This is a genomic window from Shewanella youngdeokensis (assembly GCF_033180165.1).
Classification (GTDB): domain Bacteria; phylum Pseudomonadota; class Gammaproteobacteria; order Enterobacterales; family Shewanellaceae; genus Shewanella; species Shewanella youngdeokensis.
This window is the reverse complement of sequence record NZ_CP136522.1, coordinates 3,263,189-3,282,512: the sequence shown is the minus strand read 5'-3', so window position 1 is coordinate 3,282,512 and position 19,324 is coordinate 3,263,189. Positions and strand designations below refer to the sequence as shown.

The window sequence follows — 19,324 nt, the reverse complement described above, 5'->3', positions numbered from 1 at the left end:
CTATTGGCTAGATAAACGTTGATATAGTGAATCTTTTAACTGGGCACGGTCGTGCTTAAGTTGGTGCATGGCTTCGTCATCGATAGGTGCGCCGTTGAGCTCTAGCTCGCGGATCTCTTTATCTAGCGCATTATATTGTTTAGCGTCTTTGGTAAATGTGGCATCACTTTTAGTTAGCTGCGCAATAACAGCCTGATATTCAGGAAACTCATGGAGCAGAGAATGATCTTCGCCTAGCATAAAAACCCCTTTTAAACGGATATGAATAAACACAGTATTGACCTGATAAGTAAAGCCAATAGCCAGTTTAAATACAAGTCAGGGCTGGTAATTTTGTCTTTTTACATAAAACTGGCTGCAGCACGCAGTTACTGCAACGACAATAGGTAAAGATACGCTTGCAACTTAACTCATACCTCAGTGGCAGGTTTAGCAATGTGAGCATAGTGTTTTTTTATTGTGTTCATTTGTGGGTATACTGCCAGTGTTAAACACCATGAGCCTTAATTGATGAATGATTTAGTCCCAGAGATAACCTTTAAAGACACTCGGCTGCCCAATGTGGGGTTTGAGGTTATTACGCTATCGACTTTGTATCAACGGGTTGCGAGTGGTGAGATTGAGTATTTAGGCCAGCCACATAGAGTTAATTTTCATAACTTGATTTTTTTTACTGGCTCCAGTGGTGAACACTTTGTTGACTTTAATACTGTTCAGGTTGAAAAGGGCAGTGTGGTGCTAGTGAATAAAGGACAAATTCATGCATTTGATTTGGTCAATCAGCCACAAGGTAAAGTGGTTGTTTTTACCGATGCCTACCTAGATAAGGTTGCTGCAGCGATCGATATTACTATTTTTGCACCCACTCATTTAGTGGCTTCATACCTACAAAACTTATCTCTTTCTGCCGAAAAAACGCAATCATTAATGAGCTTGATGGAGTTAATTTATACAGAGTATCAATTAAGTCAGCCTAATATTAGTTACCTACAAGTCTTATTTGCTGCGTTGCTGACCAAAGTCAGCGAGTCTCGACCAGATATTTATCATCATCAAATGACACCAGCGCAAATTAAGTGTTTTGACCGGTTTACGCATGCCCTGAGCCTTGCTTTTACCCATACCCGAGACGCGAAGATTTTTGCGGCACAAATTGGCACGACTTATAAAACACTCAATAATATCTGCAAGATGGCAACAAGCCGAACCGCCAAGCAATTGATAGATGCTTATACCATTTTAGAAGCTAAGCGCAGGCTTTCTATTGACAACATTCAAGTTCAGCAACTATCTGATTTTCTGGGTTTTGATGAGCCGACAAATTTCGTTAAGTACTTTAAAAAGCATACTTTGATGACGCCTAGTCAATTTAAGAAAATGACATAAGTACGATATTTACCATTTATTCGCTAGGTTTAACCAGCCCATATACTGTCTTGCCCCCTATAATTGCTCTAAATTCAATTGTTGAGGATACAAGATGAAAACCAAATTACTTGCAACTTTATTAGTCGGTACAAGTTTATTAACTGGCTGTTCAACCGTCTCTACTAAGTCGGAGTCAATGGTGGATATTTCAAATAAAGACAAAGCAATCGCTGTACTTAATGCAATTGAAACCGGTGATAGCAAAGCCATGGCGTATGTGAATGCGACGAATTACACACAGCATAATTTAGGCGTTGCAGACGGACTAGCCGGCTTTGGTGAGGTACTGCAAGCTTTACCTAAAGGCAGTGCCAAAGTGGATGTGGTTCGTGCATTTGAAGATGGTGACTTTGTTTTTACCCACACCGACTATAACTTTTTTGGGCCGAAGGTTGGTTTTGACCTTTTCCGTTTTGAAAATGGAAAAATAGTAGAGCACTGGGATAATTTAGCGGTAAAAGCTACCCAGCCAAACCCAAGTGGTCGCAGCCAGTTAGATGGTACAACTGCAATTGTTGATTTAGATAAAACCGCCGCAAATAAAGCCTTGGTTGCTGATTTCGTTGACACCATTTTGATTAATGGGCAATACGATAAATTTGGTCAATTTTTCGATGGCGATAATTACCTCCAACATAACACGGCGATTGCCGATGGTTTATCTGGTTTAGGGCAAGCACTTGAAGCGATGGCTAAGCAGGGCATCACTATGGAGTTCAGTAAAACCTATAAAGTACTGGGCGAGGGCAACTTTGTTTTAGCCATTAGTGAAGGTACATTCGCGGGTAAACCGACGGCATATTACGATTTGTTCCGTGTCGAAAATGGTAAAATTGCCGAACATTGGGATGTAATTGAAACCATTCTACCTAAGGCACAGTGGAAAAATAGCAACGGTAAATTTGGCAACCTGTAACTGCCACTGAATTAACCATAGCCTGTACATTATCTGTACGGGCTTTTTTGTGACTTTTCGGCGCAATTTGAGCTATCGATTTATTTAGCGGTAATTGGATTAGTTAAAGCAAGATAAGGCATGGTTAAATAATACCTATTTATAGGTACCACTAAATTAGTAGCTGCTGATGATCTTGCTCACACTTACCGATCCGGGTTGGAAATTACTTAATATCTTTGTTCTAGGTCACATTTTTAAACTGATTTCAGTTTTATAACACTAATCAAGAATGATGAAATTAAAGGATTACAATATGAAAGTCCATGCATTAACGTTAGCTGTACTAGCAAGTTTAGCGTCTACAGCAGCCAGCGCTGATACCGTTGATCCACTAAAAAAAGCCTTTATTGATGACGCAAAAGTCAATGTTGAGTTTCGCCTTCGTTTTGAAGACGCAGATGTAGCCAACCTTGATCAGCAAAACCAAACAACTTTCCGAACTCGTCTAACTTACCAAACAGGTGATATTTACAACCTGTATGCCGTTACTGAGATTGATGATGTGCGCTCATCGGACAATGAGTCACTAGTCGGAGACTATGCATATACCCAGATTAACCAAGGTTATATTGGTTACAAAGGCCCAGCCGATACGCTAGCTAAATTTGGTCGTCAACGTATTATTCTTGATAATCAACGTTTTGTTGGTGGTGTAGGTTTCCGCCAAAATGAACAAACTTACGATGCGTTTTCTGTTAAAAATACTGCAATTGATGGTTTGACGGCTTACTACGCATACATTGGTACGGTTAATCGCATTTTCTCTGAAGATTCAGGCAATGATGAGCATGAAAACGAAACAAACCTAATTAACATTAGTTATTCAGGTTTAGATTTTGCCACTATTACTGGTTATGGCTACCTTATTGATAACCAAGATGTTGCTGCATTCTCTACCGATACTTACGGTATCCGTGCGACAGGTAATGTAAAACTAGATGCGGTTAAATTAAGCTATGAAGCTGAATTTGCACAGCAGTCTGAAGGTGGCGATAACCCAATAAATTACAGCGCTTCATACTATAAATTGGGTGCAGGGGTTAATCTTGATGGCTTTGGCTTAAAAGCGGGCTATGAAGTATTGGGTTCTGACGATGGCGAAGCCGGTTTTGTTACTCCACTTGCGACCTTGCATGCATTTAACGGTTGGAGCGATAAGTTTTTATTCGGTGGTGCGGGTAACTGGGAAAATGGTTTAGTAGATGCACATGTTGTTGTGTCAGGCAATGTTGCTGGTATTAAATTAATGGCTAAATACCATAAATTTGATTCAGACTTTGGTGACATCGATATGGGTAAAGAGTGGGGCGTAGCAGCGACATACCCGTTTGCTAAGCATTACACTGTAGGTGTTAAATACGCAAGTTATAGTGGTGCCGATGCTGGTTACAGCTTCTCAAACGATACCGACAAAGTTTGGGTAACACTAGCGGCTAAGTATTAATAGCACTAGCGCTGTTGTGAATGATTAAGTCAATCACATAGCTAAGTACTAAGCAGGGAGTTTATCTCCCTGCTTTTTTTTGCTTCAAATTTATAAGTATGTATCTTTATTAGACCTGCTTAACCTAGAATTAAAAATTCAGTACGCCCGTAGGACAAGCAATAGAATACGACATTGTCGTGTTCGTTACGCTAGCTCTTTTAGCGTGGACATCTATTGTTTGCTTAAGCCATTAGAGTGGCCATTAGTCCACAATAATTACAGCGTCAGTAATGTCTATTTTATCCGTCACCATTTCAGTGCCAGTGTCTGTTGTTGGCTGAGGTTGTGATTGCTCGGCTAAAATCACGAGGCTGTCAGTGTATGAAAAACCATAACCATATCCTCCAGCGGTAGAGACACTGCTGCCGAGTAGGTGAGGATCAGTTGAATGGTCGCTAAACTGAAAGTCTCCGGAGGTGATAGGGGTGATTTGTACGACTTGGTAGCCGTCATCATTTAGCTGAGCAATGGCTTGCTGTAAATCGTTATTGAGCCTTTCGGAGTCGACTTTACAGCTCGAGTATTCCCATTGTGATGTCTTGGGGTTAGCAGCCCACATTTGTTCGCGTTTATCGGTCTCTATCTTTGCAAAGTAGCTTTTCACTAATAGGGTTTTCTGTTTCATGAGCTTGCTATTTCTAATTGGTTAGTCGGTTAAATCTAACTTATTCTCAGCCATCTAGAAACGATTAACGTCAACATCTGCAAATTATTTTATGGTTTGGGGTTATATTGCTGGGCACATCAATAAACTGTAAGCCGCTGTTGAAGCTGGCGATAGTATCGCTGTGGATTTTTCTGGCGCCAGTATCTGCCTGAAAATGCACCAGTTGGTTGAGCGGCTGAGTGATCTATCTCGAAGAATTGTTAATTAATTTTGTTACTACTGGCATGACTTAAAGTTAATTAAGCATCAGTAAATCAATAGTTTGTATTTTTTTAGCTACATATTATATATGTGCCATACTTACCTCTAGCCCAAACAGTGTAAAAATACCACCCTACTTTGGTATAGCACGCAGTTGCTTGACCCTACTATGGATGTGATTGACACTTGGAAGACAATAACTGCCCCACAATAAATGGACTAACATCACCATGCTTATTTTCTTTATTTGTATTGCGCTATTAGTGCTGGCCTACAAGTTTTACAGCCCGTTTGTAGAACGTCAAGCTGGTATTGATCCTAATGCTAAAACTCCACAAGCTCGGTTCGAGGACGGCGTTGACTATGTCAAAGTACACCCAGCCAAAGCTTACTTAATTCAGTTTTTAAATGTTGCTGGTGTTGGGCCGATTTTTGGTCCTATCTTAGGGGCATTATATGGACCCATTGCATTAGTTTGGATTGTACTGGGTAATATTATTGGTGGTGCGGTACACGATTATTTTTCGGGTGTATTGAGCATTAAGGAAGACGGTAAAAGCTTGCCGGAAATAGCGGGTCATTATTTCAATGTTTACTTTAAAGGCGTAATGCTGGTCTTTACTGCAATGTTGTTATTCTTTGTCGGGGTTGTGTTCATTATGAGCCCTGCAGGGCTGCTCAGTAACCTGACTTACTTTGAAGACACTATATTTGCTAATAATACCTTCTGGGTATTAGCTATTTTGGCATATTACTTTTTTGCGACATTACTGCCTATTGATAAAATTATCACTAAGCTTTACCCGCTATTTGGTTTGTTGATGATCGTGATGACAGTTTCAATTGCGGTAGCATTGTTAATTAGTGCACCACAGTTACCGGAAGTTGGCGATGTGTTTGCTTACTTTGATCATAGCCATTACAACAATGACTTATTAGAGCCTAACCCTGATGGTCTACCAGTGTGGCCGCTGTTGTTTGTTACTATTACGTGTGGTGCTATTAGTGGTTTTCATTCTACCCAGGCACCGATTATGGCTCGTTGTTTGACTAACGAGAAGTATGTTCGTCCAGTGTACTACGGCGCAATGATGTCTGAAGGTATTGTTGCTTGCGTATGGGCATTAGCTGGTATAGCAGCGTTTCCTGGTGGCTATGCCGAACTGAAAAGCATTCTTGATGCCGGTGGTCCAGGCCTAGTGGTTAATCAAGTTGCGACCACTTACCTTGGCGCAGCGGGTGGTATTATGGCGATCGTTGCAGTGGCTATTTTCCCGGTAACGTCAGGTGATACAGCCTTCCGTTCATTGCGCTTAACCATTACCGACGCATTTAAAATTCCGCAAAGCATGCGCAACCGTTTGTTGTTGGCTATGCCTATTCTGGTGGTTGCCTATTTTATGACTAAAATAGATTTCTCACTGATATGGCGTTATTTTGCCTTTTCTAACATGTTGTTATCGACAAGCGTGTTGTGGTTAGCGACTAAGTATTTATTTGATCGCGGTTCATTCCATTGGATTGTAAGCTTACCAGCGATTATAGGTACTAGCGTAACCGTGTCTTACATTATGACGGCGGGTATTGGTCTTGGTTTACCGCAATCGTTTAGTCAGCCTGTGGGGATTGCCGTTGGGGTTATCTGCCTGATCGCACTTGTACTGGTACACAATAAGCGTAATGCAACGACACAATCATAGTATTTTGCTTAACGTAATTGATTAGGGCTGCCAAGGTAGCCCTTTTTATTGCTTAAAATTAGTGACCGTTCATTTAAATTCTGGTTTACTCTTAATTAAAAGCAGTCATTAACGGAGTAAAGTTTGAATTTGGCACTGTTCGATTTTGATGGCACATTAACCCGTCATGATATGTACACTCGATTTGTTATTTATTCTGCCAGCCCGTTACGATTAGTGCTTGGGGGGATAATGCTTTCGCCGCTATTTTTGCTTTATAAGTTGAAACTTATTCCCGCTCGTAAGCTTAGGCCGTTAGTGAGTTATTTTGCTTTTGCTGGTAGAGATAAAAAAACCGTTGCCGCGATAGGAAGAAAGTTTGCCGGCAGTATTATTCAACACTCTATTCGACCTGAGATGCTAGAAACACTGTTAAACCATAAAGCTAATGGTGACAGGGTCGTGTTGGTATCTGCTTCGCTCGATATATATTTACGCCCGTGGTGCGAGTCAATCGGTATTGGATTAATTTGCAGTGAAATGTCGGTAAAAAGGGGCCAATACACTGGCCGTTATGTAGCTGGTGATTGTAATAGCGAGTTAAAAGCGAGCTTAGTACAAGCCTCATACCCGTTAGATGACTTTGATGAAGTGTTTGCTTATGGCGATACTAATGAAGATTTAGCGATGCTTGCAATAGCGGATTATGCTTATATGAATGGGGTTAAAGTTTAGTCGGGTTAATCGGTTTTTTTAAGTTTAATGTGAATAAAAAAAGATGAATTAAAGGGGTAATTCATCTTTTATATTTGGCATTTTACACTGCCAACCGAATGTTATTTAGTTGGCAGTCACGGTCGCTAAACTTGCTTATTTGTTGTCTTTAAGTGTTTTTGTGATAAATGCCACTGTTAACGGCAGTGCACAAAGGATGAACACACAGTAGCTGATGATACAGTATTGAGCCATATTCAAGCCAAATAGTGACCAATCATCTTCACCACAAATGCCGCTTGGTGCAAACTCTAATGGGAACCATTCATGCAAAGGTAAGCCTAGAGGGAATGTAGGTTCTAGAGAACAAGCATTCGCACCTTGACCAGACTGGAACAAATCAAGTCCAGCTTCTGCAGCGTGTGACGCAACATGTTGGCCGTCCAAAATAATCGCTTTGTCCATACCGTAAATAATGCCGTACCAAGCTAGCGCTAAACCTAGCACTTTAACGATTTTGTTCTTTGGCGCAATGATCATTGCGATACCAGCGATCAAAATACAAACTTGACTAAAGCGGATGTAAACACAGTTTTCACATGGGTCCATAGCAAGGAACCACTGGAAGAAACCCATTGCTGAACCAAGTAAGAATATACAAGCACATGCCATAACAGCCCAGACTGCACGTCCTTCTTGTGTTGCTTCAAGTGTTGCTAGTGGGCTGGCTTTAAGATCTGCAAACCACTGTTTAAATTTAGTAATCATGGTTTATCCTAAAGATTGTTTTTGATGGTTTCATCAAGGTTAGCAAGAGAAGTAATTGTGCTGGTATCAATCATCTTGTTACCGCTAACAACAATGGCTGGGATCCCTTTTTTCTTCGCGATAGTCAGTGCAATAGTGCGGTCATAAGCTAGTTTGTCTTGTGCAGCAGATGAAGCTAATGCTGTTTTAAACTCAGCTTGAGACATGCCAGCAGCTTTAAGGCCAATTGCCGCTAGGTCGCCTTTAACAGCGGTAGAACCTTTAACATTTTTTAGTTTTTGATCATGTACTGCAGCGTACATAGCCATTTTTGCTTTTTTGTATTTCTTATGGCTGATGGTGTCTGCTGCAGCTAATACTTCACAAGCTTCAATGCCTAGCTCACCTTTGTTTTCTAAACAAACGGCTTGGAAAGTTGTACCAGCTGGTAGGTTTTTGATTAGGTTTGGTGTTACCGCTTGCTCGTACTTGTAGCAGAATGGACAATAGACTGAGTAAACTTTTTGCACAGTATTATCGAGTGCTGGCGTGTCAATTTTGATGACTTCAGCAGCAGAAGCAGTGAATGTCATGAATAAAGCTGTGGCTAGTGTAGTTAGAGTTTTTTTCATGGTGCCCTCAAATATGCATTAATAAGAATAGGTTTCAATGGCGACTATAGTATTTTTTGGAGAGGCACATTTCTGTGATGTTATTACCGAGTGGAGGGAAAAAATCACACTTGAAAAATGTGATGAGCGTCACGGTTTTTCTCGCGGTGCTTGTGTAACTAGCTGATATTATTCGTTAAACTTCACATTTTGAGTGTAATGTTGAGTAATCCAATTTTGGCAAAGTTATAGTAAGGCCTAGGGGGATGACATGCATAATCATTTAAAAACAGAATCGTCAACAAGGGACCGTATTTTAGCTGAAGCAAAAAAGCTAATAATAGCAGAAGGACTGTGCTCGTTTAGGTTGTCTCAACTCCCTCAACTTTCTCAGTGTTCACCAAAAACATTTTATAATCACTTTAAATCGCGGGAAGACATCGTTGCTGCATTATATATTGTGGCAATTAATGATTCGATGGAAAAGCAAGATCAACTTATGGCCCGTAAGGATCTAAGCTTTAAAGAGAAAGTAGTATATAAGCACATGTATGATGTTGTTAAATGTTGGTCGGCTAAAGAAAGTGATATTTGTGTTAATTTTCTAGGTGCTAACCCACATATATATGGTGTGTCGAGCCCTGAATTCGAGGGCAATATGGACGTTATTTTTATTGAAATAAAAAATAAGGTGCAAGAACTTTGGAAACAAGCCATTAAAAGTGGTGAGCTTTTATCGAGCAAAAAAGAAATAGTTGATTGTATTTTTTTAATCAGAACCATTGAACGCGGCAGTATAGTGATAGGGCAAAATAAATTTGTTCGTCAACATGGGCACGATAATAGCTTAGAGACATTTTTTGATTTAGTTTGTTTTGCTGCGAATACACTTAAATGGAAAGATGAGCAGCAATTGAGCTTTACTAGAATGTTAGAAGTGGTGACACCGTATATTGAAAGCGCCTCGGGTTCGACATTTAAGCATTGTAAATTAAATTACGAAACACTTAATGACCCGCTGGAATTGTAACTTTAAGCCGCATTGCTAGTTAAGCCTTGCCTAATAACTTAATAGTTGTTGGTGATATACGTATTTAGCATAAGGTTAAAAGTTGTGATTTTTTCTATATTGTTATTCATCTTAAAGTTTAAAGGCATATATAAGTCGCTATATGTCTCATGAAAACTATTTTACTGTTTCGCTACAGTCAGTTCTTATACTGCTTGAACAAGCAATGTATTGAAGGTTTTTAAATAGCTAACTTTATCATTGTTGCCCTGTGAACCATTAAACGACTCCAAACGAGCCGCGGCGAGTTTGTTAGCGTCTGATTACCCTTGATGGACCAAAGCCCCCAAGAGGAGGCTAATGTCGTGATAAATGTGATGGTGCTGACTCTAGCTTTTATTTTTTTGTAGCGATTGGCAGGCAACTCGATATAACTTAGGTTTATTGTTGTAACCACATTGCAGCTGATAGCTGGAGTTTGTAGACAGCTTTTGGTTGACCTCGCTGTTAGGGTCATTGGTATCGCCAAAGATGAGTGCGTCGGTAGGGCATACTTCTACGCAAGCAGGGCTTAGGCCTTGTTCAACTCGAGAGGTCATACAGAAGTCACACTTATCTGTCGAGCCTATTTTTCCGTTGTAGTAAGCGCCACCAAAAGGGCAAGCTGCAACACAGCTTAAGCAGGCGTGGCACAGTGCCGAGTTAATGGATATGATTCCTTCGCTGGATTGTTTGATTGCACCATATGGGCAAGCTTGCAGGCAGGCGGCGTTGTCACATTGCTCGCATGATACTCGAAGGTATTGGTAGTGCAGCTCTCCATTCACTTCAAAAGGACCACGCTGATGGATCTCTAGCCGGTATTGGCCATCTGGTAGTTGGTTGGCATTGTTACAGGCCGCCGTACAGGCTTGGCAGCCGATGCAAAGGTTTTCATCATGGATCATCACATGTTTAGTATTCATATGGATACGCTCTACGCTGGTCGAATCGAAATGCCGGTGGTGTGGACGTCGTTGCCCGAAATTGGCGCTACACTATCAGGTAGTAGATTGCCACAATGCACGCCTTTAGCCGTTGCCGGATACTGTTCGGGATGCTTACTGCCAAATCCCATGTGTGCAAAAACGGTGTCTTTCCTTATTCCTGGAGTGACTAAAGCTGTGCCATGTTCCTCTCCCTGCGCATTACTCAGTATTACGGCTTGCCCATCATGAATAGAGCGCTCCGCAGCGGTTACTGGGTGGATCCACACAGGATTACTGCTCTGCAGCTCACGCAGTAACGGCACACTTTGGGTGGCAGAGTTAGTATGCAACGTCGTTTTTCCTTGAATAAAAAACAGCTCATTTTCTTGTTTGAGTGTTTCAGCATGGTATTTAATGACACTACGACCCGGTGCGATTTCTTCTAATGATGGTGCCGTCAATTCAATTTTTCCACTTGGAGTTTTGAATGTTAACAGGTGACTGTAATCCCCTTTTTCGCAGGCCGGCACCGCTTTAGGGTAGTGGCGTCTAAAGTTCTGTACCATTTTTGGTTCGCGTAACAGCAATGGCACACCGAATGATTGATATCCCTGGTGTTGTAGCCTGCTCAGCAGTGAAGGGTTAGTGACTACTTGCTGTTGCTGATAATCACGGATGTCGTACCATGGGAAATATTGACCTATGCCCATTTGCTCGGCGAGCTCCTTAAATATTAACCAGCTGGGCTTGGTATCTCCGATGGTTTCATAGACTCGTTGGCGCAGGTAGTAAGCAGGGTTCTTGGAGGACTTATCGAAGACGTCTTCATCACGTTCTAAATAGGTTGATTCTGGCAGTACGACGTCAGCATAGGCGGCACTCTCGCTGATATAGACATCACAAGCCACTACAAAGTCGATAGCTTCCATGCACTGTTGAATTTGGTTACGGTTACTGACTGTTTGCATCGGGTTGGAACGTGACATGATCCAAGCTTTAATCGGGTAAGGTTGCTTAGTGAGTACCGCTTTGGGGATTGCACTATAGATCCCTCCACCCTTGGCTGCAAACTTAAACTGTGGGTCGGTTAAATCGATACGTTTTCGTTGCGGTTTTGGTAGGTTATCAACCTTAATTTTTGTCAGTGAAGGCGCAACTTCAGCACCTGCGAGTTTATTGTAAAGTTTAGACTTTTTAGCGAAAAATAGGCCGCCTTTACGTTCTATATTTCCCAGCAATATATTGACGGCATAAATGGCTCGGCGCAAGTCAAACTCTTCGTTAGCAAAGGTGGTTCGGTGACCAAAATCTACCATCGCTGCGGGGGCTGCAGCGGCTAACTCTTGCGCGATACGGCGAATGTCTTGGGCAGGAACGTCGCAAATTGCTTCGGCCCACTCTGGAGTATACGCTGTTACTGAAGCTGCAAAGGCATCAAAGCCTTCTACATAAGACTCGACAAATTCGTGGTCATAAAGTTTTTCTGCAATAAGAACATGGCTTAATGCTAAAGCTAGGGTAATATCTGTGCCCGGCTTTATCATATGCCACTCGTCGGCCTTATCAGCGACAATGGATAATCTTGGTTCGAAAACCACCACTTTTATACTACCGTTAGCCTGAGCTTGGGACATTGCCCGAGTTAAAGACATATTAATGCCTTCATATAGGTTATGCCCGAAATTAACCACGTATTTGCAATTCTTTAAGTCCCTTTTTAACTTAGAACCAAACATCACTTTGGCTGCAACTTTATAAGAGGCTGGGCACGTAGATGCATGGGTAAAAGTATTTGGGGTGCCAATGCTTTTTGCGAAATGAAATATATGATTGGCCAACGAACCAGACTTACTTGATATAGCGATTGATTCTGGACCATGTTGATTTGATATTTTTAATAATTTATCGCTAATGATTGAGTAAGCCTCGCTCCACTCGATCTCTTGCCATTGCCCAGCTCCTCTTGGCCCCATGCGTTTGATCGGTTTGACCAAGCGGTGAGGGTCATTGAGTAGCTTTCCTCCGGACACACCTCTGGCACACACTTTTCCACCAAAGGACTTGGCCTGTTTATTACCTTTAATGAATAGGTGAGTGGCGTTTTTTTCTACCGTAATAGGGCAGCGAGTTGAGCACATTTCGCAAATACTGTGAATGGTTTTAAATGGTTTATATTGATGGGGAGTGAGTGAGGTTTGAGCTCCAAGTGTACCGGGAGCGTAGGCTGCAATTGCGCACAGAGCACTACTCTGTGCTAAAAACTCTCGTCTAGATATCATAGTGCCATCCATTTTACTAACGATTATTGAGAAGTTAGCCATATATCAGGTATATATGCCAATACACCCGTCTATGAACAGTCTAGATGCATAAGTCCATTTAATTCGGGATCTATCTCTACAATTGATTAATAAAACAGCGGGCTAATTGATCCTGATCATTGTCTGTTGGATTGGATAAATGGAATCAAATTATAAATGGCATTACTTACAGTCAGTTTTGGGCTTTATAAAACCGTCACATAGTCAAGAAAAGCTAGGGGCACCGGTTCAGTGAAATCCCCCTTACCGTTTAGGTGAACTGGTAATTACATTAGATTTTTTACTAATACATGAGTTTTACTGACAAAAGTGTTGATGCTGTAATTGACTCGCCACCATATGATTTCATAAATTTTGAATAAGAGTGAATGTTTGGGTGACTAATATTAAAGATTAGTTTTACAGGTGGTTTTAAGTGAGTTGAGAATACCGGATATGGAAAGGAGTCGAGACGGTAAACTCCAGACATGAAAAAGCCGCTTGAATAAATCCAAGCGGCTTATCAAAATTGGTGGCCCCTCACAGACTTGAACTGTGGACCTGACGATTATGAGTCGTATGCTCTAACCAACTGAGCTAAGGGGCCGACTTAAGATAGTCGTCACTACCGAAAGCGAAAAGAAGTATACGAGGTTTAAATGCACTTGTCACCAGTGTTTTAGGCTCATTTTAGCTTTATTCGCACAACTGCTCATCGGTTAATCAATCTGCCCAATATTTTTGCAGTAATGGCTGAAAAATTGATCCGTAGATTGCAGCAACAGGGAAATAATTAGATTTTATGATGCAAATTTTATTGAAAAGTGGGAGTAGTTGAATTTATCGGTGAGCTTTATAAGCAGTTATAACATGAAGGTAAGCCGGTGTTTTGCTTATAGTGAGCTACGTATGTGCTAAGCGAATGTATGGTGACTTTAACAAGAGCGCAACGAGTTGGTGTATTTATGAGCTTGTTCACAACAGTATTTACGTTTGCTGAATATAATTGCAATAAGGATATTCATAACTGCAAGTAGTAGTTGTTTTTATTGGTTTTTATCAATGTGAACAACATTTGAATACATAGCTATTCATTTTGTTGTGTGATGTAAGACGTTTTATACGCTTACTTTTACGCTAGGTTGGCGGCATAGCTTATTTACAGCGCTACCATTTCCTTGAGGTTGGTATGATTTTGTATTTTACAGCTATTTTTATAGGCGTTGTTTTATGAACAAAATTGGCAGAATGGGTGAGTTTGTTAACCCAGAGGTAGAAATCGCTTTTCGGAAGTATCAGTGGGTAGAGCTTCGCAGGCGAATGCTTTTTACGAGTATCGTAGGTGGGTTAATTTATTTTTTTGCCATCATCGGTGACTTTATGACTGCCACTTCTGAACAGATGTTCAAAGAGATGGCTACGATCCGCTTTTTGGTTTTATTTATTGCCGTATGCGCTTTTTTACGCGGAATTTTTGCTAGAAAATACACATCGACATTAAATACCGTTATTTGTTGGTTGCAGTTTGCTCTTTTGTTTGGTGAGTCTGCAGAACTGGTCATTAAGTCTGAGCAGATAAGCTATGGTGGTATTCCTGGAGTTTCTGTAATAGTTCTATTAATTTACCTTAGTTTCCCCCCTCGGTTTATTAGTGTTCTAGCTGCTTGTTTGATTGGTTGCGGCACTTTTGTTGCCACAGTTTTTGTTCTTGGTCATGCGTCGCTCGAGTATCTGTACACCAGTTTACTGTTTATATTAATGGCTAATGGATTCGGTGCTTATGTGTATTTACAATTTTCAATTATGCGTCGGCGTGAGTTCACTGCGATTGCAGAATTGAGAAGAAATGCCGAAATAGATAGTTTGACCCAGGTGTTTAATCGCCGCAAAGTGCTTGAACTCGGTGACGGGGAGGTGATTAATGCGAATTATAATGGCCACAAGTATTCGGTGATTATGATTGATGTGGATAACTTTAAAAGTGTTAATGACACTCTTGGGCACGCTGTGGGTGATGAAGTGTTAATTGAGGTCGCACGCCGATGTCGTTCAGTGCTGCGTGACGTGGATCTTTTCGGTCGCTTTGGTGGCGAGGAGTTCGTAGTGTTTTTACCTAAAATGGATATTCATACCGCATTAGCTGTGGGTGAGCGCCTTCGTACAGAAATTGCAAGTCAGCCATTTATAACGAATAAGCAGCCACTTGACTTGACCATTAGCCTTGGTGTTGCATCGTTAACCCCGATGAAAGAGACGCCTAGCCGACTTTTAGAGTTTGCTGATGAGGCTTTATACCGAGCTAAGTCAACGGGTAAAAATAAAGTACTTGCGAGTGCTAATTTGGCAGCTTAACCCTTCAAAAATAAACTAAATAATAAGTTTGGTCATTTCTTATTTGTTTAAATTATGCCCTGCAATCAACCAATGAATGGTGAGCTTTCGATAGCCCACCATTTTGAACATTATATTAAAGCTGAGCCGTAAGTGACTATTTGTAGAGCTTATTTATAAAGAATCACTAACTCTCACCATGCTCACGACCAAAGCCTGGGATTAGCACTGTGTTGGGATTGGTTTAAGTCACTTTTATGGGCTTATTGGTTTTCAGACACTCAAAATCAACCACCTTAGCTAATTGATTTTATACGTTGTTTGTAACAGTACTGCTAAGTACTAAAACAGTCGGGTTGAAGCTAGGGGAGCGTACACGTAGGCAAAAAAAAGCTGCCAAAATAGGCAGCTTTAATCTGTTATGCATCAATCTTGAGGTTACTCGTCCAAGAACGACTTTAGAATCTCTGAGCGAGAAGGGTGGCGCAATTTACGTAACGCTTTCGCTTCGATTTGACGAATACGCTCACGCGTAACATCAAATTGCTTACCGACTTCTTCTAACGTGTGGTCAGTGTTCATGTCGATACCAAAACGCATACGTAGTACTTTAGCTTCACGAGCTGTTAGGCCAGCAAGTACTTCGTGTGTGGCATTACACAAGCTTTCACCAGTCGCTGAGTCTAAAGGCAACTCAAGGGTTGTATCTTCAATAAAATCACCTAGATGCGAATCTTCATCGTCACCAATCGGTGTTTCCATAGAGATTGGCTCTTTAGCAATCTTCAGCACTTTACGGATCTTGTCTTCAGGCATAAGCATGCGTTCAGCAAGCTCTTCCGGAGATGGCTCACGACCCATTTCTTGTAGCATTTGACGAGAGATACGGTTTAGCTTGTTGATCGTCTCAATCATATGTACAGGAATACGGATTGTTCTTGCTTGGTCAGCAATTGAACGAGTGATCGCCTGACGGATCCACCAAGTTGCATAAGTCGAGAACTTATAACCACGACGGTATTCGAATTTATCAACCGCTTTCATCAAACCGATATTACCTTCTTGAATAAGATCCAAGAACTGTAGACCACGGTTGGTGTACTTTTTAGCAATAGAAATTACAAGACGTAAGTTAGCCTCAACCATCTCTTTCTTTGCTCGGCGAGCTTTAGCTTCGCCAATAGACATGCGACGGTTGATATCTTTAATTGCACCAATGGCTAAACCGGTTTCTTTCTCAATAGCGTCAAGCTTTGCACGACATCGTTTAACATCAAATGCAACGAGATTTAGTCCTTCGGCGTAAGACTTGCCTGAGGCGAGTTCTTCATTGAACCATTCAATGCTACTTTCGTTGCTAGTATATGCTTTAACGAAGTTTTTCTTCGGCATTTTAGCTTGCTCAACACAAAGCTTCATGATTAAACGTTCTTGAACACGTACTTTGTCCATCATCTCGCGCATGTTTTTTACTAAGCGGTCAAACTGCTTAGGCATCAAGCGGAACTCTTTAAAGGTTTCGCCGATTTCAAATAATGCGACAGTAGCTTCAGGGTGGCCACGACCCTTGTTAGAGATAATTTGAAGTACTTTTTCGTGCGCTAAACGCAGTGCTGTAAACTTCTCTTTAGCTTCTTCAGGATCCGGCCCTTTTGGTCCTTCTTCTTCGTCACCTTCTTCATCGTCTTCTTCAGAACTTTCTATTTCTGATTCAGGCAAAACAGAACCAACGTGCGTTGCAGCTGGTGCAACATCGACTGCATTCGGGTCAACAAACCCTGAAATGATATCAGACAGTCTAACTTCTTCTGCTTCGTAGCGGTCGTACTGCTCAAGAATCATCGCAATGGCTTGCGGGTATTCAGCGACAGAAGCTTGAACAGAGTAAATCCCTTCTTCCATACGCTTAGCAATTACAATCTCGCCTTCACGAGTCAGTAGTTCTACTGTGCCCATTTCACGCATGTACATACGAACTGGGTCAGTTGTACGACCGAGTTCTGCTTCTACTGTAGCAAGAGCGGCAGCAGCTTCTTCGGCAGCATCGTCATCGGTGCTATCTTCAGACATCATGATGTCATCAGCATCCGGAGCCTGTTCATAGACTCGAATACCCATGTCATTGATCATCTGGATAATATCTTCGATCTGGTCTGAATCGACCATGTCAGCAGGTAGGTGATCGTTAACTTCTGCATAGGTTAAATAACCTTGCTCTTTACCTTTGGCAAGCAACAATTTAAGTTGCGACTGCGGAGTATGATCCATAGATATCATCCAAGTTGGGAAACAGTTAAAACGACGGGCAAAATTCAGCCTCGCAGGTCGTTAATTATAGCCTTCGGTGTTACGCTGTGCTAGTCAAAGTGCTTACTTTTGAGACAAAGTTAGAAGCTAAGCCTTCTTTTTTATCACTGAAATTAGCTTACTCAGCTGTAACCATTCTTCTTTCGTGTGGTTAGTCTTAATACTCAGCTCTTGGTATCGTTGCTCAAGATACTGATTGTTTAACCAAACGAGGGTACCTTTTAACTCTTTAAGTAAATTATCATCCGCCACTTGATGATCCCATTGGGTCAGTTTTTTTAGGGTGCTGAATTGTTTATCGCCCCTGAACTGTTCAAGTAGTTGTGCGCTGCTCATTACTTTGCCGCGAGTTAAATTTAATACAAGGGTTAGCAAGTCAATGCCAGCCATCTGTATATATTTTAGCGCTGGTTGCTCAGGTAATGTTTCACCTAAGTACGGATGCTGTACCAACAATGCAATGGCTAATCGCATTGGGGTGCCACGTCCTTTCAACGCTCGGTGCTGTTTAGGTGTATCGGCCGACTTAGTCGAAAAGTTAAATTTTCGTTTAAGTTCGTCAGCACCGTTCATTCTTAACTTATGCGCTAAATCGTCAAGTAATAGACTTTGCAAAACGGTGTCTTGTACTTTTTCGATTAATTTAATGGCATTTTTTGCCAATACGCTTTTGTCTTCTTTGCCAAATTTTTTCGCTAGATTTTCAAATAGAAATTCTGGCAATGCCATGGCTTGGCCAATTCTTTGTTCAAACTTTTCTTTACCAATCTGTCTGATCAATGTGTCGGGGTCTTCACCTTCAGGTAAAAACATAAACCGAACTTGATTACCTGGTTTTAGCAGTGGTAATGCCGTTTCAAGCGCGCGCCAGGCGGCTTCTTTACCAGCTTTGTCACCATCGTAACAACAGATAACTTCTTTTGCTCCGCGCAGTAATAACTGAAATTGCTCTGCAGTCGTTGAGGTACCTAAAGAGGCCACTGCGTAATCGACATCAAATTGCGCTAACGCAACGACATCCATATAGCCTTCAACAATCAATACTTGTTGCGGATCTCGGTAACGTTGCTTTAGCTCATATAAGCCATAAAGCTCGTTGCCTTTATGAAATATGGGCGTTTCTGGAGAATTCAAGTATTTTGGTGTACCGTCTCCTAAAACTCGCCCGCCAAAACCAATTACACGCCCGCGACGATCCCTGATGGGAAACATTAAACGGTCACGAAAGCGATCATAGCGCTTGCCGCTGTCATTTTCTATGACCATGCCAGCTGTAAGCAGTTTGTTTTGTGAATCTTGATGTTGACGATAACGACTCAACAGGCCATCCCAGCCATCTGGAGCAAAGCCAATGTTAAAGTGTTCTACTACGTCTTTAGAAAGCCCTCGGTGTGATAAATAATCGAGCACTTTTTGTTTGTCTGGGTGCTGCCTTAACTGACTTTGAAAAAATAGGGAAGCTTCTTCCATCAGTTGGTATAAATCGCGACTAAGTTCTTGATCGCGAGGCTTACCAGTGCCTTGTTCCTGTGGAACTTCAAGCCCTAACTGTCCTGCGAGTTCTTCAATTGCATCCACGAAGTCGAGTCGGTCATATTCCATGACAAAGTCAATAACGTTTCCGTGTGCACCACAGCCAAAACAATGATAAAACTGTTTGTCTCTACTGACTGTAAAAGAGGGAGATTTTTCGCTGTGAAAAGGACAACAGGCAGAGTGATTTTTACCCGCCTTTTTTAGGGGCACTTTAGGGTCGATTAAATCGACAATATCGGTGCGAGCTACAAGCTCATTAATAAAATCACGAGGTATCGCCATTAGTATTGTTAAATGCCGCCTTTTATTACGTGAAGTTTAAAACAGAGTATACAGAAAACAAACAAGCCGCGCAGATGCACGGCTTATTCATCATTAAAAC

General features: G+C 41.4%; 15 protein-coding genes and 1 tRNA gene. 7 read left to right on the top strand and 9 right to left on the bottom strand.

What is annotated here, in order from left to right:
- Nucleotides 1-240 carry an HP1242/YdcH family protein gene (locus RGE70_RS14060; RefSeq protein WP_310472065.1) on the bottom strand — a complete coding sequence of 80 codons (240 nt, stop codon included), beginning with the start codon at nucleotides 238-240 and terminating at the stop codon, nucleotides 1-3.
- A gap of 270 nt (nucleotides 241-510) precedes the next feature.
- Between RGE70_RS14060 and RGE70_RS14055 the strand changes: the two genes are divergently transcribed.
- The 3 genes from RGE70_RS14055 (at nucleotide 511) to RGE70_RS14045 (ending at nucleotide 3,830) form a co-directional block, all read left to right on the top strand.
- Nucleotides 511-1,386: a helix-turn-helix domain-containing protein gene (locus RGE70_RS14055; protein ID WP_310472064.1), complete on the top strand. Its 876-nt coding sequence runs from the start codon at nucleotides 511-513 to the stop codon at nucleotides 1,384-1,386.
- A gap of 94 nt (nucleotides 1,387-1,480) precedes the next feature.
- A complete protein-coding gene (locus RGE70_RS14050) occupies nucleotides 1,481-2,344 on the top strand; it encodes a nuclear transport factor 2 family protein (RefSeq protein ID WP_310472063.1) in 864 nt (287 codons plus the stop codon).
- Nucleotides 2,345-2,639: 295 nt separating this feature from the next.
- Nucleotides 2,640-3,830 (top strand): alginate export family protein, encoded by a 1,191-nt coding sequence (locus RGE70_RS14045; RefSeq protein ID WP_310472062.1) that lies wholly within the window; start codon nucleotides 2,640-2,642, stop codon nucleotides 3,828-3,830.
- Nucleotides 3,831-4,074: 244 nt separating this feature from the next.
- Here RGE70_RS14045 and RGE70_RS14040 read toward each other — a convergent pair whose 3' ends face one another.
- Nucleotides 4,075-4,497, bottom strand: coding sequence for a hypothetical protein (locus tag RGE70_RS14040; protein ID WP_310472061.1), 423 nt, complete (start codon nucleotides 4,495-4,497; stop codon nucleotides 4,075-4,077).
- A gap of 473 nt (nucleotides 4,498-4,970) precedes the next feature.
- On the opposite strand from RGE70_RS14040, the gene RGE70_RS14035 reads away from it, so the two are divergent.
- A complete protein-coding gene (locus RGE70_RS14035; protein WP_310472060.1) occupies nucleotides 4,971-6,440 on the top strand; it encodes a carbon starvation CstA family protein in 1,470 nt (489 codons plus the stop codon).
- Nucleotides 6,441-6,563: 123 nt separating this feature from the next.
- Complete coding sequence (locus RGE70_RS14030; protein ID WP_310472059.1) at nucleotides 6,564-7,154, top strand: HAD-IB family hydrolase; 591 nt, start codon at nucleotides 6,564-6,566, stop codon at nucleotides 7,152-7,154.
- A 135-nt stretch (nucleotides 7,155-7,289) separates the two neighbouring features.
- On the opposite strand, the gene RGE70_RS14025 is transcribed toward RGE70_RS14030, so the two are convergent.
- Nucleotides 7,290-7,901, bottom strand: coding sequence for a disulfide bond formation protein B (locus RGE70_RS14025; protein WP_310472058.1), 612 nt, complete (start codon nucleotides 7,899-7,901; stop codon nucleotides 7,290-7,292).
- Nucleotides 7,902-7,909: 8 nt separating this feature from the next.
- Nucleotides 7,910-8,512 carry a thioredoxin domain-containing protein gene (locus tag RGE70_RS14020; RefSeq protein ID WP_310472057.1) on the bottom strand — a complete coding sequence of 201 codons (603 nt, stop codon included), beginning with the start codon at nucleotides 8,510-8,512 and terminating at the stop codon, nucleotides 7,910-7,912.
- A gap of 250 nt (nucleotides 8,513-8,762) precedes the next feature.
- On the opposite strand from RGE70_RS14020, the gene RGE70_RS14015 reads away from it, so the two are divergent.
- Nucleotides 8,763-9,521: a TetR/AcrR family transcriptional regulator gene (locus tag RGE70_RS14015; protein WP_310472056.1), complete on the top strand. Its 759-nt coding sequence runs from the start codon at nucleotides 8,763-8,765 to the stop codon at nucleotides 9,519-9,521.
- A gap of 368 nt (nucleotides 9,522-9,889) precedes the next feature.
- On the opposite strand, the gene RGE70_RS14010 is transcribed toward RGE70_RS14015, so the two are convergent.
- The 3 genes from RGE70_RS14010 to RGE70_RS14000 all read right to left on the bottom strand — a co-directional run bounded on the left by RGE70_RS14010 (nucleotide 9,890) and on the right by RGE70_RS14000 (nucleotide 13,375).
- Nucleotides 9,890-10,465, bottom strand: coding sequence for a 4Fe-4S dicluster domain-containing protein (locus tag RGE70_RS14010; protein WP_310472055.1), 576 nt, complete (start codon nucleotides 10,463-10,465; stop codon nucleotides 9,890-9,892).
- Nucleotides 10,466-10,476: 11 nt separating this feature from the next.
- Nucleotides 10,477-12,747 (bottom strand): thiosulfate reductase PhsA, encoded by a 2,271-nt coding sequence (gene phsA / locus RGE70_RS14005; protein ID WP_310472054.1) that lies wholly within the window; start codon nucleotides 12,745-12,747, stop codon nucleotides 10,477-10,479.
- A gap of 551 nt (nucleotides 12,748-13,298) precedes the next feature.
- Nucleotides 13,299-13,375, bottom strand: a tRNA-Ile gene (locus RGE70_RS14000).
- A 623-nt stretch (nucleotides 13,376-13,998) separates the two neighbouring features.
- On the opposite strand from RGE70_RS14000, the gene RGE70_RS13995 reads away from it, so the two are divergent.
- Entirely contained in the window at nucleotides 13,999-15,120 is a 1,122-nt protein-coding gene (locus RGE70_RS13995; RefSeq protein ID WP_310472053.1) for a GGDEF domain-containing protein, read from the top strand.
- 417 nt (nucleotides 15,121-15,537) lie between these two features.
- Here the strand turns inward: RGE70_RS13995 and rpoD are convergent, their stop codons facing one another.
- Both rpoD and dnaG read right to left on the bottom strand, forming a co-directional pair.
- Nucleotides 15,538-17,367 (bottom strand): RNA polymerase sigma factor RpoD, encoded by a 1,830-nt coding sequence (gene rpoD, locus RGE70_RS13990; RefSeq protein WP_310472052.1) that lies wholly within the window; start codon nucleotides 17,365-17,367, stop codon nucleotides 15,538-15,540.
- A 126-nt stretch (nucleotides 17,368-17,493) separates the two neighbouring features.
- Complete coding sequence (gene dnaG / locus RGE70_RS13985; RefSeq protein WP_310472051.1) at nucleotides 17,494-19,224, bottom strand: DNA primase; 1,731 nt, start codon at nucleotides 19,222-19,224, stop codon at nucleotides 17,494-17,496.
- Nucleotides 19,225-19,324: the final 100 nt, after the last annotated feature.